Here is a 16,317-nt window from a genome sequence, read left to right as displayed (position 1 = left end):
ACAGCTCCTGCTCTTCTCCCCTTAGATCATCCTTTTCGTTCGGTACCCATACATGGGGTGCACTTCCGACCCATGAATGGGGTCCTCGACCGACCCATGCATGGGTCACTTGAGGGAGGCATGCATGGGGTACTTGGAGGGCTAGCCTATGCCCTAGGAGTATCGAATCAATTCCCCAGCCCTTGCTAAGCGATGAGACACCTTCTAAACACACTTTATATCCTTACCCCCAACGCCTATCTAGTCAAGGATGGAGAGAATATCGTCGTCCGTATCGACGACGAAGAGACGCTACGTGTACCGATTCACAACCTCGAGAGCATCCTCTGCTTCTCCTACATGGGCGCTTCACCTGGAGCCATGTCGCTCTGCGTACACAATGGGGTGAAGCTCTCCTTCCTCTCTCCGACGGGGAAGTACATCGGTTCGCTCGAAGGGCCGATCAAGGGGAATGTGCTCCTGAGACGGGAGCAATACCGTCTGGCAGATGACTATATACTCTCGTCTCATCTGGCTTCGATCTTCATTGCGGGGAAGATAGCGAACCATCGGAGTGTCTTAGCCCGCTTTTGTCGGGACCACCATCCCTCGCACGAGGTAGAGAGCGAGATCGAGGAGGCTCGGGCACTGCTCAGACAGCAGCAACATAAGCTATCGAAGCAGACCTCACGCTTAGGTGTCATGGGGGTGGAGGGCTATGCTGCGAATGTCTACTTCAGTCTATTCCAGCACCTCATCCTCAACAAAGAGTTCACCTTCTCTGGACGAAGCAAACATCCGCCGAAGGATGAGGTGAATGCCTTGCTCTCCTTCTTCTACACCCTGCTGGCGCATGATGTGCGAGCTGCCCTCGAGACGGTGGGGCTGGATGCCTACGTTGGCTTCCTTCACGTGGATCGCCCAGGGAGGCCAGGCCTGGCTCTTGACCTCATGGAGGAGATGCGTGCCTACCTTGTCGATCGCTTTGTCCTATCGATCATCAACAAAAGGCAGGTCGAACGAAGTGACTTCATTCCACAGGGAGAGAAGGGCTTTCTTCTCAAAGAGGATGCTCGCAAGCGCCTCATCGGCCTCTGGCAAAAGCGCAAGAAGGATGAGATCACCCATCCATTCCTCAAGGAGAAGATGCCCCTAGGCCTGCTCCCGTATATCCAAGCGCTCCTTCTAGCGAGACACTTACGAGGAGACTTGGATGAGTATCCCGTATTCCTAATGGTCTAAGCTCAAGATGTATATCCTCGTCACCTACGATGTAGCCACAGCGACACCTTCGGGAGCTAAGCGCCTCCGCCATGTAGCCCGCATCTGCAAGAACTATGGGCAGCGAGTCCAAGCCTCGGTCTTCGAATGCCTCGTCGATCCAGCACAGCTCGTAAACCTTCGCCATGAACTCCTCTCGGTGATTGATGATCAAGAGGATAGTCTTCGGATCTACCAGCTAGACAAGCACTATCAACGGCAGATCCACGTCTATGGCAAAGTCACCTCTTTCGAGATCGAAGGGGAACTCATCGTCTAGTCTCCACTACCCCAAGCCTCTTCCAAAAATCCTACTGACCTCTCCCAACTCACCTTCTCCGTAAGTCCCCAAGCACATCCGCGCAAGCCTCCAGCGAACCCCAAGCGAACAAGTATTCCCTGCATCATCCGCAGGCACTGGTTATCAAATACATAACTAAAACCAAAACAATAAGCGTAGCCCCGACCTTCAGAGCAATATCTCGAGTCGCAGATTACGCTTGTTTATCCGCCCTATAATACAGAACTTTGCACCACACTGTCGCACCCCTCCCGGGGTGCGTGAATTGAAACGCCTCTACCACGAGGAACATCTACACCATAATGAGTCGCACCCCTCCCGGGGTGCGTGAATTGAAACGGTTACTTCGGACAGAAATCGGCTAATCAAGCCGGTCGCACCCCTCCCGGGGTGCGTGAATTGAAACGCCCAAACGGAGCATACCAATAGTAGGGCTTTGGGAGGTCGCACCCCTCCCGGGGTGCGTGAATTGAAACATCACGCATATAGGGAAGGACATCAGAGGCAAGAGTCGCACCCCTCCCGGGGTGCGTGAATTGAAACTCAAAAGAGACTAATCTCTCCTTCGCCTTAGAAGAGTCGCACCCCTCCCGGGGTGCGTGAATTGAAACAAAAATATTAAGCCTTTTGAAGCTCAAGAATTGAAGGTCGCACCCCTCCCGGGGTGCGTGAATTGAAACTCGTTGCAGACGGTTAAGTATCCTTTCCTTCTCGTCGCACCCCTCCCGGGGTGCGTGAATTGAAACACCACGACCGCGAGGAACCTCAACACCATAATGTGGTCGCACCCCTCCCGGGGTGCGTGAATTGAAACATTTCGGTTACTCCCGAGAGCCCCGTCGTCAGCTGTCGCACCCCTCCCGGGGTGCGTGAATTGAAACAAGCCTATGGAAGGCGAGGAAGGCTACTACCACGTCGCACCCCTCCCGGGGTGCGTGAATTGAAACTTCCACAACCTTAGTAGCTACATCAGCCATATAAGGTCGCACCCCTCCCGGGGTGCGTGAATTGAAACAAACTATTTGGCTTCGTACATTAGTAGCCTTTCAAGTCGCACCCCTCCCGGGGTGCGTGAATTGAAACAAAACCGTAGCCAAGCATATCTAGCAGACGAGACACGTCGCACCCCTCCCGGGGTGCGTGAATTGAAACTTATAGTCCATTTCATTTAAAAAGTTGATAGTATAGTCGCACCCCTCCCGGGGTGCGTGAATTGAAACGGAAGGCATGAACTTACCATCTACACGAGTAAGGCGTCGCACCCCTCCCGGGGTGCGTGAATTGAAACTCAAGTTGAAAAGAATCTGGCTGATGCTGATGCTGTCGCACCCCTCCCGGGGTGCGTGAATTGAAACTCGTTTCTCCTTCGCAGTTGGATAGTATCTTCTGTCGCACCCCTCCCGGGGTGCGTGAATTGAAACTATTCAACCCGCTCTTACTAAGTTAATTACGGATTGTCGCACCCCTCCCGGGGTGCGTGAATTGAAACGGGGTGTAATCCACCCTCACGAGCAATATCCTCAGGTCGCACCCCTCCCGGGGTGCGTGAATTGAAACCTAAATGAGATGGACTACAAGAAAGCGCAGACTGTCACACCCCTCCCGGGGTGCGTGAATTGAAACGTGTTCATCGTCCTGGTCGTGTCTTGGCTATGGTGTCGCACCCTTCCCAGGGTGCGTGAATTGAAACGCGTCTTTCATCGCGTGTCGTCGGCGTCGTTAGAAGTCGCACCCTTCCCAGGGTGCGTGAATTGAAACTTTTGTCCATTTTGTTGTGGTACTTATTTGTATGTCGCACCCTTCCCAGGGTGCGTGAATTGAAACGCAGACAGCTGCACGAGCAACGAATGAAATCTCAGTCGCACCCTTCCCAGGGTGCGTGAATTGAAACATGGCTATGTTACAAGCTACCGAGATGGGCAAGAGTCGCACCCTTCCCAGGGTGCGTGAATTGAAACTGCCGCAAGTCCCTCGACAACTGCGCCGCACTCCGGTCGCACCCTTCCCAGGGTGCGTGAATTGAAACTTGATAAGTTAGCGTTAGCTTGGTCTATGCGCGCGTCGCACCCTTCCCAGGGTGCGTGAATTGAAACGCGCCTCGTGGGCTTCGTCAATCGCTTGTCTAAGTCGCACCCTTCCCAGGGTGCGTGAATTGAAACTTCTTCCTCCTCCTCTTCTACCTCGGACAAGGTAGTCGCACCCTTCCCAGGGTGCGTGAATTGAAACCGCTACTCTGTCTGCGGAGAGTATGGACCCACTAGTCGCACCCTTCCCAGGGTGCGTGAATTGAAACATCCCTCATAAAGGGCAAGACATCAGAAGCGAGAGTCGCACCCTTCCCAGGGTGCGTGAATTGAAACGTCTCTCGGTAAATACTTCCCAAAGTGCAAAGGATGTCGCACCCTTCCCAGGGTGCGTGAATTGAAACTACCTTTTCACCAGGGTTTACCTCTCTAACGAGAGTGTCGCACCCTTCCCAGGGTGCGTGAATTGAAACTCGCAGAGCCCTACTATCGGTATGTTGCGCCTTGGTCGCACCCTTCCCAGGGTGCGTGAATTGAAACTGCTCTAGTCCTCGCATCGCAGGGAAAGCATTCCGGTCGCACCCTTCCCAGGGTGCGTGAATTGAAACCTGCTGTGTCATCGCTTGGAGTTTGCTTGGTCTTTGTCGCACCCTTCCCAGGGTGCGTGAATTGAAACGCTCACCTCTGCTATCCAGATGTGCAGCGATATCTGTCGCACCCTTCCCAGGGTGCGTGAATTGAAACGGTGCGTCTGATGTCTTCCGATGCCTCCCGTTAGTCGCACCCTTCCCAGGGTGCGTGAATTGAAACGTCTGCCTATCTATCCGAGTGACTGCCTTTGCGTGTCGCACCCTTCCCAGGGTGCGTGAATTGAAACATCCGTAGATGTATCAAGCCCAAGACCGGCAGAGGTCGCACCCCTCCCGGGGTGCGTGAATTGAAACACTGGTCAAATCGCTGGTAAAGGTCTCGGTTCCACGTCGCACCCCTCCCGGGGTGCGTGAATTGAAACAGAAGATGTAGCCAGAAAGAGAACTATGCTCTAAGTCGCACCCCTCCCGGGGTGCGTGAATTAAATCATTGACGTTATCCCTCAGGCCTTTTTCGATATTCCTCTAATCACACGTCTATGTTCCAAGGCTATAGGAGCTATTCTCTTAAAGCTTTCCCAAGATAATATCACAACAAGCTTTATTACTCCTCAACTAAAGGATTAAGGAATAGACTTGTTGATAAGCACTTCTGCTCAACCTACCCATAGGTGAATCGGTAACCTATCATAAATAGGAGATGATAGAATAAAGCAATAAAAGTAGGAGTAGCAACCTATATAGGTCAACGGGCGAAGCAATATTGGTTGACGAACGAAGCACTATTGGTCCACGCACCGACCACTATTGGTTTGCTCGCCGACCAATAGTGGTTGATACAGGGTCTCTGCAGAGAGCTCTGTGATATACAGTTTGCCCGCACCGCTTCAAGAAGGCGGTGCGGGCAAGCCATATGATAGTTGAGGGGAGGAAGGCTTTAGAAGTTGAAGTAGATGAAGGGCTGAGCGTCTGCACTTCTAATCTGAATGAGCAGGAAGATCACCCCAATAAAGAGCAGTGCTTGCTTAAGGAATGAGAGATCCGTCATCCACTCACGGAAGCGGAGCTCTTGCTTATGTGAGGTGAAGTGCAGGAGGTAACCTATAAGCAAGAGCAGCAAGACATTCTTGTATCCCACGACAAACTGCAGGAAGACCTCAGGGGTGAAGTGATCCTTGATCTGAGTAATCACCGCACAAGCTGTCTCCATCGAGTCTGCACGGAAGAAGATCCAAGCAAAGCAGACGAGATGGAAGGTAATGATCTGCCCTGCGAAGCGCTGCCAACGAAGGGGCTCACGGCGACGCCATCCAAAGTGATCAAAGATCTGCATATACAGCTTGTGCAGAGCAAGAGCCACACCATGGATGGCTCCCCAAAGGACAAAGCGGAGAGCTGCTCCATGCCATAGCCCGCCAAGGAGCATCGTCAGGAAGAGGTTGATATAGGTGCGAATCTGTCCCTTTCGATTTCCGCCGAGCGGAATGTACAGATAGTCACGCAACCAGCTTGAGAGGGAGATATGCCAGCGTCGCCAGAACTCGGTAATATTCCCCGACTGGTAGGGCGAATCAAAGTTGATATTGAAGCGGAAGCCGAGTAGCAAGGCGATCCCAATAGCCATATCTGAGTATCCAGAGAAGTCACAGTAGATCTGCATCGCATAGCCGTAGACCGCAAAGAGATTCTCTATCCCTGTGAAGCGAGTTGGCTCAGCAAAGATGAGGTCTACAAGGTTGGCCCCGATGAAGTCTCCGATAATCGCCTTCTTGATCAAGCCACTGATGATGAGTGTAAGGGCTTCCCCATATTCAGCCTTCAGCAGCTGCGGGCGACGATAGATCTGTGGTATAAAGTCCTTCGCACGGACGATAGGTCCAGCGACCAGCTGCGGGAAGAAGGAGAGATAAAAGAGGTAATCAATCCAGCGACGCAGTGGGGTGATCTCCTTTCGGTAGATATCGACCGTGTAGCTTAGCGTCTGGAAGGTATAGAACGATATACCCGCAGGGATGAAGTAGTCGCGAGCCTCCAATGGCACTGCTGGAGGTGTCGTGATGCCAATCGCTGCAAGCAATGTCTGCCCCAGGTCAAGGAGGAAATAGAAGTACTTGAAGTATGAGAGCATCCCAAGGTTCACGCAAACGCTCGTGATCAAGAGGCGCTTGCGATGACGTGGATCTTCGCTCTGCCCCATAGCCCGCCCAATGAAGTAGTCCATCGTGGCGGCAAAGAGGAGGATCAAGACATACTCCCCACTACTCTCGTAGTAGAAGAAAAGCGAGAAGAGAGCGACGTAGATAATGCGTAGCGTCGTCGTCTTCCGAAGGAGCATGTAGATCGGCAGGAAAAAGAGCGCACAGAAGAGGAAGAGTCCCGAGGAGAAGATCATTGGACTCTCGCGGTCAAAGCGCAGTACATCGGGGAGTCTCCCCCAGTCGATTGTATCGAAGAAGGTCATTCGTCGTAAAAGGGTTAGCGAATAGAGAGTACACGCTCCAGCGCCGAGGTGATAAGTCGCCCCTGCCGCTCATAGCCATCACGGCTATAGTGCACACGATCACCTGCCATCAGGCCATCGGCGATCCAGGAATTGATCCCTGATTGCCCTCCCATAGCAGAGAAGAGGTCGAAGGCAGCTACACCATGCAGCTCTGCACGACGCATGATCTCCTCTGAGACACGCGCTGCATTCTCATTGAATCGATAGGTCATAGTAGTCACCTTCTTGCGGTGCTTACGCCGACGTCCCGTGACGACATAGTGCGTAGAGGCTTGGCGAAAGAAGCTGGGGGGAGGAGTTGTCAGCAGGATCTTTGTCTTGGGTAAGATTTCCTTGACCAGCATAAGCATCTGCTCAAGGCTCTCGGTGAAGTCTGCCATCTGGAAGCGTGTACTGTAGCAGTCATTCGTTCCCATTGAGAGGATGAGCAGTTGAGGCTCCAGCAATGAGAGCTGCTCGACATAGTCAGCGAGCGCATAGTGCCAGTAAGCAGCCCCATTAATGCCAATATCATGGACAAGGACCCCCCCCTTCCCGGATAGAAGGACACAGCCCGCATAGACAGCTTCATCCGCATCATTCTCCTCCGCCCCCGTGAGTGTGGCACTCGTATAGGGTGAGCGCCAAGAAAGCGTATCTACTACGTAGGCTCCCGTAGAGAAGCGTCCTGTGCGGAGCTCGGCAAGAGGGAACGCTGTCAAGGGGAGTGAAGAAGCGGTGCGAACAAGGTGCATCTGTCGGAAAGGGTGATCCGAAGAGGTAACCCCAATGGTAAATCGGCTACTAGGACGCGTAGAGAGCACATAGCCCCCTAATCCCATGGGTCGTGTGCCTTCGGGCTTAAGAATGAGCTCGCGCTGCCAACCAAATCCAGACGAGGTGACTCGGTAATCCCGTGGAGAATTAGAGCCATAGAGCGCGTACCAACCTATCCAGCCTCGTCCGGCATCACCGAAGGAAGCTTGCAACGAGGCACGCAGTGGAGCCGTCGTATGCCCTGCTTGGATATGACTATCACCGAGCTGAACAATGGAGACCGTGCTACCATTTTTTGCTGCTACACGCAGCTCCTGAGCTAAGCTCGCAAAGTAGCCTGTGGGAGCATAGAAGTTCGGCTCGCTCTTTGGCACTGGACCAGCAGCAAATAGAGATCCAGCAATACCCAGCACTCCTACCGTGAGGAGAAGTGCTGCACGCTTACTTGATCGCATCATAGTACTTTTCTTCGAGGAAGAAGGCATCGAGGAACTGACGAGCGAGCTCGTCACCCCCGCGATGAGAGAGGTGGGTGTAGTCCTTGGCAGCCCACCCCTTGCTGGCGAGCTTACCGATACCACCAAGACGACCGACAGCCTCTCGCGTACTCCAGAAGACCACGCCCTTATCGGCAGAGAGACGGATCTGTGCACGCTCTAAAGCAAGAGCGGCAGGCATCGTGACTACTGCCCCACCCGAGGCCTTGACACCGCGGTCCGATACACCAAGCAAGAGATAGTCGGCACGCCCCGTCGTTGCACGAAGGTGATCAATAGCCTTACCCAGTTGCTTGGTATAGCCCGAGTAATCAAGTTGCTTCGGAGAGATCGTATTGAGGCCGTACTGCAGGACGATAAGGTCATAGGGTCGCTCTGCGAAGAAAGCCTTATTAAGCTCAGCGTCAAGCGAAGCTAAGATGAGCCCCGAGTTCCCGCGTATAGAGAAGTTATCAACGCTCACCCCTGAAGTAGCATCTAGCGAAACACCATAGCAGACGAAGCCAGAAGCCCCGCCCGTGAGGGTGAAGCGCACAGAGCTGATCGAGCCTGAGGCGAGGCGACAAGCACTAAGCGCCTCGGTAGCTGGGAGCTCAAGCGTCGTAGCTTCCTCTGAGTTCGTAGAGACCTCAAGGGTAGCTCCTGATGGAGCCTTATAATAGATGACCGCTTCATTGCAGGGACGAGCTCCCTTAGGAAGGGTGTAGCGCACCCAGTCTCCGACAGAGCCTGTATAGTAGTGGCTCGGGAGCGGATAGCGTCCCTTGGAGTGAAGCTGATTATATTCCTTCCAGCCCTTGAACTCGTGGCGAACTGTGCGACGGAAACCCGCAGTCTCCGAAGTCAAGGGAAGCCACCCTACCCCAGAGCCACCATAGCGAGCCTGCAGCTGGCTACGTATACTGCTCGTGAAGATATCTCCTTCGATAAAGGAGTCTCCAAGGACAGCGATACGTACAGGACGCCCCAGCGAGCTACGACGACGAAGCTGCGCAAAGAAATGCTGCAGGCCGTCGTGAGCGGGCGTCATATCGACAAGGATACTTGTAGGATGGATAGTCGAGTCCAGCTTCTCAGCTGACATCGCCGAGTCAGGTGTAGCCGCCTTTGCTTGAGCTTCCAGCTCACGATGGATGCGCTCACGCTCCTGGACCTTCTTGTCCGTACTACGCGCCTGCTGACTAAGAGCTACAGCATCTTCGCTCTTATTAGCAAGAGAGTCTACCTGCTCACGACGTAGGTCAGAGAGCAAGTCCACCTTGTTCGGCTCCCAGCCGAAGATGTTATCTGGCAGGAAGTAGAGCAGAAGGAGCCCCAGCGTCACCGCCAGAGCCAGTAGCCAGAAGCGAAGGAGGTAATCGGGCGACTTAGAGCTTCTCCCCATAGGCCAGGTCTCCAGCGTCCCCTAAGCCTGGGACGATATAGGCGTGGTCATCGAGGACGGGATCGATAGCAGCTACCCAGAGCGTCACATTGTCGTCTGGGAAAGACTCGCAGAGCGTATCTACAGCCTGCTGGCTGGAGATAATCGAGACGAGGTGTACCTCCTTGGGGGTACCCTTAGTCAAGAGCGCACGATAGGCGAGCTCCATAGAGCTTCCCGTAGCGAGCATCGGGTCAACGAGCAGTAGCGTCTTCCCCCCAAGAGAAGGCGAAGCAATATACTCGATGAAGATATCAAAGTTCAGGCGATCCTTATACTTACGGTAAGCCGATACGAAGGCATTCTCAGCCTTATCAAAGTAGTTGAGGAAGCCCTGATGCAGCGTAAGGCCTGCACGCAGGATCGTACCGATGACGATCTGATCCGAGATCTGAGCACAGCGGGCGACGCCGAGAGGCGTCTGCACATCACGCTCCGTATAGTGGAGCTTCTTACTCAGCTCATAGGCCATGATCTCACCGACGCGCTCGACATTGCGACGGAAGCGCATGGCATCCTTCTGTATCTCTATATCGCGCATCTCTGCGACGAAGTGGCAGAGGAGAGAGTTCTCCTCGATGAGGTGCTTTACTTTCATTGATGATGAAGCTTTGGGAAGGGGAAATATACCTTCAGGCTCTCCTATTCTATTCAACGTAGAGAACGAGGCCTTTGAGGTATTCGCCTTCGGGATGGTAGATATTGATGGGGTGGTCAACGGGCTGAGTGAGCTGGTGCAGGATGCGCACCTTACGCCCTGATGCCGCCGCTGCGGTGAAGACCGCCAAGCGGAATTCTTCCTTCGATACTGCCTGTGAGCAGCTGAAGGTAAAGACAATCCCACCTGAGGCGACCTTCTTGAAAGCGATGCTATTGATCTTTCGATAGCCGATAAGGGCATTACGCAGGACCTTGCGGTGCTTAGCGAAGGCGGGCGGATCGAGGATGATCAGGTCATACTCGTCCTCGGGCATACGCTCTAAGTAGTCGAAAGCATCCTCCGTGACGGAGTGGTGGCGGGGGCAATCCGTACCAAAGTTCAGAGTCACGTGCTGCTCGGTGAGGTACATTGCCTTGGCCGAGCTATCCAATGAATCAACACGCTTTGCTCCTGCGTGAAGAGCATAGATCGAGAAGCCCCCCGTGTAACAGAAGGCATTGAGGACGGTGCGCCCCTTTGCGTAGTGAGCTACAAGAGCGCGATTGTCGCGCTGGTCGATGAAGAAGCCCGTCTTCTGGCCCTTGAGCCAGTCGGGAGTGAAGCGCACGCCGTTCTCATAGATAGGCGCTGCCTCGGTATGCCCGATGAGGAAGCCGTCCGAAGCGAGTTCGCGCATATCACGAGTGGGTAGCGTCGTCTCAGACTTGTAGTAGATGCCCTCGAGAGGGAGGACGGGATCGCTTGCCTCAGCGAAGACCTCCCACAGCACTTCGGCGATGGTCTGGCGTGCCTGATGCATCCCGAGGCTGTGTGCCTGGACTACGGCTGTGCGGTCATAGATGTCGATGATGAGCCCTGGGAGACTATCTCCTTCGCCGTGTACGAGGCGGTAGGTCGTATTGGGGCTATCGCTGGAGCCGACGGGACGAATGAGGTCGCACGAGAGGCGCAGACGAAGCGCAGCCTCCAGGCGACGCTTGTAGAAGGCACGGTCAATGACTTCCTCAGCGTCGAAGCTCAGCAGGCGCACCGCGATACTTCCCCCTCCGAAGTGCCCCGTACCTAAGGGACGGCCCTTGCTATCGACGACGGAGACTAAGTCGCCATCTTCCACAGGGGCGGAGAAGGTAGCGATAGCACCCGAGAAGATCCAGGGATGGAAGCGCAGGACGGACTCTTCCTTGCGAGGATGTAGGCGTAGCGTAGGATAGCTCATTTATATCAGGGCAAATTGAGTAGGTGATGGAGCGGGGAGCGCCATAAGGGTCGTGTAGATCCGCAGGGATGCCCAAGCATCGAGGGCGGCATAGTGCGCCTGCGCTGGGCTAAGCTTCTTCGCCTCCCAGTCGCTCATGCGCTGCGACTTGCTCATACGCTCAGCGAAGAGTATTGCATAGATCTTCTGCAAGCCAAGTTCTCGGATACCGTAGCCGCCGCAGAGCTTCTGGAGCTCAACGAAGGAGCCTGGGGTGAAGGCTTCACGACGTGAGAGGGCGGTGATGTCATCGCGCAGGCTAAGCCCTACCTTGATAATCGCTGGATCTTCGAGCAGGGAGATGAGACTCTTAGGCAAGCCCATCTTATTGAGGCGGAAGAGGAAGCACTCCTCTTCGGTAGCTATCTGAAGGAGGGAGACCTCGTAGCGAACGCCAGCTGTGAAGCTTGGGCGCGTCTCGGTATCAATACCGAGGATGCCAGCACGACGCAGGCGCATCGCGACACGACGTGCCTCTTCGCGGGTCTCTATGATAGTGATGGGAGCGGGGCAGCGTGCCAAGGCAAGCGACTGCAGCTCCTCGTCCGTGATCGAAGGGGGATAAGAGTAGACCGGAGCGAAGGCCGAGGGCTTGGCGCTCGAGCGGCGTACAGGGCGCTCCTTCTCTTGGGGCGCTACCTTCTCGACAGCGGTGCGCTTTTTAGAAGCGGAGGTCGAAGAGGGCTTCTTCGCCGTCTTCTTCCCCGAAGGACTCTTCGGGCTCGTCTTTGTCGTCATCCTGTGTCTGTAACTGGGAGGTGTAGATACGATGAAGGGCTGTGAGCGACTCGAGGAGTGCCTGCCCCCAATATTCGTGGAAGTAGTGACGGCAGCGCCCGACAGCTGCGGGGAGCGCCTCTTCGTTCTCGTCGCGTAGGATCCCGAGGAGATTGCCTACCTGCTGATAGACATCCGAGAGGCCTTCGGAGATGAAGGCTGCTATCGGCGTGTCGCTGTAGGTCATCTCTTCGGACTGCGCCGAGAGGTATGCGTCGTCCTCACGGAGGAGCGACGAGACGCGACTGCGCACGGCCTCATAGGCACCTTCGGTGATATATTCTTCGATATAATCGGCTTCGGGACTGTAGAAATAGGAGGGAAGGTGCAGCGTCACCGAGTAGAGCTGGGGCAGGAGCGCCACCAGTTGCTCGACGAGAGCGTCACGCTCGGAAGCCTGCTCCAGAAGCGCGGCATAGCGGACGCCGACTGCAGCGAACTCTAAGATCTCTTTCGTATAGAGGCTCTCCGCCTCTCTTACATTTGATTCCATACAGGTGCAAAAGTACTATTTTCTGCAGCTTCGTCCCCTCTCCGAGTGCGGCAAGAGCGCGAAAAGAAGCGCCTCAGCACGCTCCCAAGGACGAGGCACTGCGCGACGAGGGAAATCTTCACCATGAGGGATCCATTTTGCAGCCCGCATCTGGGGATAAAACGCTGCCCAAAGCGCCTTAAAAATAGGGGTAAAAAAGCGGCTTCTAATCGGCAAGGAAATACCCACGATTACGCACTCATATAGAGCGCCTTGCAAAGGGATATTTCCTGCGATGCAAAGGGGGCTAAATTTCCGTATATGCGAAAATATATTTGTGTATATACGGAAAAATATTCTGCATATACGAAAATTCATTTCCCTATATACCGAAATTTCCCGCCGCATATACGGAGCTCTTCCGCTGTACAAAAAGAGGGGATTTTTCTTCGGGGAAACGGCTTAGCCTTCGAGCTGCATACTGAGCTCTTCCCAGCGGGCGAGGACTTGCTCCTGCTCCTTCTTGAGCTGGCTGTACTGCTCGAAGAGCTTGGCGTCCGTGGCATGGGCGGGATCGGCGAGCGTCTCCTCCAGAGCAATCAGCTCGGCATCAATGGCTTCGCTGCGCTCCTCCTGCGTCTTCAGCTCACGCTCGAGAGCACGACGCTCCTTGGCAGCCTCCTTCTGGCGCTGGTAGTCTTGCGCTCCCGTCGCAGACTCGGGGGCCTTCGTCTCCCGCTGCACGGGTGCGGCGGCTCGTGGGTTGCTGACCGAAGTGCCATCCTCACGGTCACGCTTCTCCAGCCAATCATAGATACCGCCGATGTGCTCGGTCACATGCCCCGAGCGAAACTCGTAGACACGTGACACCAAGCCGTCGAGGAACTCGCGGTCGTGCGAAACGATGATGACCGTACCCGTGAAGTTAAGGATGGCTTCCTTCAGGACGTTCTTCGAGCGGATGTCGAGGTGGTTCGTCGGCTCGTCGAGGATGAGGAGGTTTGCGGGGCGAAGGAGGAGCTTGATAAGGGCTACACGACCACGCTCGCCCCCACTGAGGACGGAGACCTTCTTCTCCGACTCCTCACCGCCGAACATAAAGGCCCCGAGGAGGTCATTGATGCGTAAGCGGATATCCCCCTGCGCTTCGCGGTCGATAGTCTCGTAGACGGTGTAGTTCCCGTCCAACTCTTGGCTCTGCGTCTGGGCGAAGTAGCCGATCTCGACGTTGTGCCCGAGCTTGAGCGTGCCCGTGTAGTCGCTGACTTCTCCCATGATACACTTGATGAGGGTGGACTTCCCCGAGCCATTCTTCCCGACGAAAGCGACCTTCTCACCGCGCTCGATGGTCATATTCACATCCGAGAAGACGGTGTGCTCGCCGTAGCGCTTCGTGAGGCTATCGATGATCACGGGGTAAGCACCCGACGTCACCGCGGGGAGGAAGGAGAAGTGCATCGCCGCGCGGTCAATGTCCTCCACCTCGATACGATCAATCTTCGAGAGCTGCTTGATGCGGCTCTGCACCTGTACGGCCTTGGTCGCCTTGTATCGGAAGCGCTCGATGAAGTCTTCGGTCGCTTGGATCTCCTTCTGCTGATTCTCGTAGGCGCGGCGCTGCTGCTCGAGGCGCTCCTCACGTAGGACGAGGTAATGGCTGTAGTTCGTCTTGTAGTCGTGCAAGCGCCCGAGCTCGATCTCCAGCGTGCGATTCGTCGTAGCGTCGATGAAGGCGCGGTCGTGCGAGATCAGCACCAGAGCCGCCGAACCCGAAGCAATGAAGCGCTCCAGCCAACGAATAGACTCGATATCCAGATGGTTCGTAGGCTCGTCGAGGAGCAAGACGTCAGGACGCTGCAGGAGGATCTTCGCCAGCTCGATACGCATTCGCCAGCCGCCAGAGAATTCTGCCGTGGGACGATCGAAGTCCGAGCGCTCGAAGCCTAAGCCAAGGAGCGTCTTCTCGATATTAGCCTCGATGCTCCCTGTGCTGTGCATAAGGAGCTGGTCGGAGCGCTGAGCGTGGCGCTCGATAAGCTCCATATAATCCGTGCTATCGTAGTCGGTACGCGTCGCCATCTCTTCGGCCAGGCGCTCGACTTCGGCCTCCAGCTCCGTGATATGGCTGAAGACCTGCTGGCACTCACCGAGGACGGTACGCTCATCGCTCGTCTTCATCACCTGCGGCAGGTAGCCGATGCTGATCCCCTTCGGACGGCTGATGACGCCCTCCGTAGGCTCAGCGATTCCAGCCAGGAGCTTGAGGAGGGTGGACTTCCCTGCCCCATTCTTTCCCACCAGAGCGATACGCTCCTTGGCGGAGATGACGAACGAGAGGTCTTCGAAGAGGGGCTTAGCCCCGAAATATACCGATACGTTATTGACGCTGATCATGAGGAATAGAGGTGGAGGAAGCGGCGGGGAGATCGCCCTGGGGCATACGGATCTCGGGGACGACAAGGATGACGCGCTGGGGAGCTAAGGCGGAGAGGAAGCGCTGGAGCTGCTCCTCGGCACGCAGCTGTGCGGCAGGGAGGTAGCGAGGGCTGGTGCGTATATCCAGCTCCGCATCGCGAAGGATGCGCTCGTCGAAGCGGCGTATCGCTACGCGGTCAGCGCTGGCCTCTCCAAGGCGCCCACCACGATCCAGATAGTAGCGCACGGAGTGATTTCCGCCTGGTCGTCGCCCCAGCTCAAGCTCAGGCGCAGGAAGGCTCACGTAGACTGTGTCGCCTGCCGTCGTGAAGTGGAGCTTCTCGAGGTCATACTTGACGTAGGCGACGAGGTCGGCGGTGCCCACGGCATGCTGCCCCGCTTCATAGAGATTGACATCCTGCCGGTAGCTGATCTCTTCGGTGATGAGGCGCAGGCGCTGACTAACCTTCATCTGCAGTTCCTCGGTCGTCACCTCAGGTTGAGGCGCCTTGCGGAAGAACTTATGGTAGATGAAGAGCCCCGCAGCTACACATATAATAAGGAGTAGGATCGGGCGAAGGATCCGCCAAGAGAGCTTGATCATTGTGCTGCGGACTTAGAGGACTGAATGAGGGAGGCATCGGCTTCATCCAAGTGGACACGCACCGTAAGGCGGAGGTCACGGAAGATCGGCTGCAGTTTATTCGTCAGCGTAGCCGATGCCGTGCGGATGAGTGCGCCCCGCTCTTGCTCCAAAGCTTTGGTAACGAGCCCGTCGATCATCGTCTGGCGAGAGCGAATGATCTCATCAAGTTCGTTGGTCGATAGGCGGCGACGCAAGCCCGTAGGCTCCTGCAGGACGTTGTGGTTCAGGTTATCCAGCTCCCGCTTGACCTCGATCGGGGGAAGATAGAGATCTACCGTGCTGTCGGCCTGCTGTACGATGCTTTTCTCCGTGAGCAGCGAGAGATCGCAGTAGGCGGAGGCTTGGCTGAGAAGCTCCACACGGGTCTCCTTAGAGCCAAAGAGCTTCTTGAATCCTAAGAAGCCGTCGCGATGGGGGTCAATCTTAAGGACAATACGTACCTGTGTCGTAGCCAGCTCAAGACGCGAGAGGCTTTGGGCTTGGATCAGGAGGAGCTGTACTGGGGGCGTCTCCTCTTTCTCTTCTTTCTGCGAGCAGGCAGCGAAAGAGAGGGAGAGAAGCACCAGCACAAAGCAGCTCATCCAGCTATAGAGTCGAGACATATCTTATCCACTTATTTTATGGAGGACAAAGATACGAACTTCCCCCTGCTTATACGGGTAGGAGGGCCACCTCTAAAGAAGAGGAAAACGAACCAGTACTGGTCGGCATCGTGACCAGTACTACTTCGCGTCGTGACCAGTACTGGTTGGTAGGGG

Annotated in this window: 12 protein-coding genes and 1 CRISPR repeat array; of the genes, 2 read left to right on the top strand and 10 right to left on the bottom strand. The window is 55.2% G+C overall.

The genetic code is table 11. From position 1 onward, the window contains the following. Window positions 1-192: 192 nt before the first annotated feature. On the top strand, window positions 193-1,221 hold the full coding sequence (gene cas1c / locus HMPREF1323_RS04260) for a type I-C CRISPR-associated endonuclease Cas1c (RefSeq protein WP_009433031.1): 1,029 nt from the start codon (window positions 193-195) through the stop codon (window positions 1,219-1,221). A gap of 7 nt (window positions 1,222-1,228) precedes the next feature. Then, window positions 1,229-1,519 carry a CRISPR-associated endonuclease Cas2 gene (cas2, locus tag HMPREF1323_RS04255; protein WP_009433149.1) on the top strand — a complete coding sequence of 97 codons (291 nt, stop codon included), beginning with the start codon at window positions 1,229-1,231 and terminating at the stop codon, window positions 1,517-1,519. Between the two features lie 260 nt (window positions 1,520-1,779). Continuing rightward, window positions 1,780-4,643: a CRISPR direct-repeat array (repeat unit 33 nt; unit sequence GTCGCACCCCTCCCGGGGTGCGTGAATTGAAAC). A gap of 448 nt (window positions 4,644-5,091) precedes the next feature. Here the strand turns inward: cas2 and HMPREF1323_RS04250 are convergent. From HMPREF1323_RS04250 to HMPREF1323_RS04205, 10 genes are all read right to left on the bottom strand, one after another. Further along, window positions 5,092-6,615, bottom strand: coding sequence for an MBOAT family O-acyltransferase (locus HMPREF1323_RS04250; RefSeq protein WP_009751913.1), 1,524 nt, complete (start codon window positions 6,613-6,615; stop codon window positions 5,092-5,094). 14 nt (window positions 6,616-6,629) lie between these two features. Then, window positions 6,630-7,871 (bottom strand): GDSL-type esterase/lipase family protein, encoded by a 1,242-nt coding sequence (locus tag HMPREF1323_RS04245; RefSeq protein WP_232203984.1) that lies wholly within the window; start codon window positions 7,869-7,871, stop codon window positions 6,630-6,632. Beyond that, window positions 7,855-9,294 carry a lipase gene (locus HMPREF1323_RS04240; protein ID WP_009433094.1) on the bottom strand — a complete coding sequence of 480 codons (1,440 nt, stop codon included), beginning with the start codon at window positions 9,292-9,294 and terminating at the stop codon, window positions 7,855-7,857. Before HMPREF1323_RS04240 ends, HMPREF1323_RS04245 begins: the two co-directional genes overlap by 17 nt. Then, window positions 9,278-9,931, bottom strand: a complete 654-nt coding sequence (gene upp, locus HMPREF1323_RS04235; RefSeq protein WP_009432963.1) for a uracil phosphoribosyltransferase — start codon at window positions 9,929-9,931, stop codon at window positions 9,278-9,280. Before upp ends, HMPREF1323_RS04240 begins: the two co-directional genes overlap by 17 nt. A 49-nt stretch (window positions 9,932-9,980) precedes the next feature. After that, a complete protein-coding gene (locus HMPREF1323_RS04230; protein WP_009432982.1) occupies window positions 9,981-11,210 on the bottom strand; it encodes a class I SAM-dependent rRNA methyltransferase in 1,230 nt (409 codons plus the stop codon). After that, a complete protein-coding gene (locus HMPREF1323_RS04225) occupies window positions 11,211-11,987 on the bottom strand; it encodes a 3'-5' exonuclease (RefSeq protein WP_083845354.1) in 777 nt (258 codons plus the stop codon). It abuts the gene before it with no gap. Next, on the bottom strand, window positions 11,911-12,519 hold the full coding sequence (locus tag HMPREF1323_RS04220) for a DUF5063 domain-containing protein (protein WP_009433003.1): 609 nt from the start codon (window positions 12,517-12,519) through the stop codon (window positions 11,911-11,913). Before HMPREF1323_RS04220 ends, HMPREF1323_RS04225 begins: the two co-directional genes overlap by 77 nt. Before the next feature lie 441 nt (window positions 12,520-12,960). Next, on the bottom strand, window positions 12,961-14,892 hold the full coding sequence (locus tag HMPREF1323_RS04215; protein ID WP_009433083.1) for an ABC-F family ATP-binding cassette domain-containing protein: 1,932 nt from the start codon (window positions 14,890-14,892) through the stop codon (window positions 12,961-12,963). After that, window positions 14,876-15,517: a DUF4230 domain-containing protein gene (locus tag HMPREF1323_RS04210; protein ID WP_009433166.1), complete on the bottom strand. Its 642-nt coding sequence runs from the start codon at window positions 15,515-15,517 to the stop codon at window positions 14,876-14,878. The genes HMPREF1323_RS04215 and HMPREF1323_RS04210 overlap by 17 nt, the downstream gene beginning before the upstream one ends. Beyond that, complete coding sequence (locus HMPREF1323_RS04205; RefSeq protein ID WP_009433052.1) at window positions 15,514-16,161, bottom strand: DUF4230 domain-containing protein; 648 nt, start codon at window positions 16,159-16,161, stop codon at window positions 15,514-15,516. Before HMPREF1323_RS04205 ends, HMPREF1323_RS04210 begins: the two co-directional genes overlap by 4 nt. Window positions 16,162-16,317: the final 156 nt, after the last annotated feature.

The organism is Porphyromonas sp. oral taxon 279 str. F0450 (genome assembly GCF_000292995.1).
Taxonomy (GTDB): Bacteria; Bacteroidota; Bacteroidia; order Bacteroidales; family Porphyromonadaceae; genus Porphyromonas; species Porphyromonas pasteri.
Note: the sequence above shows the minus strand (reverse complement) of the source record. Positions and strands in the feature narration are given on the sequence as shown.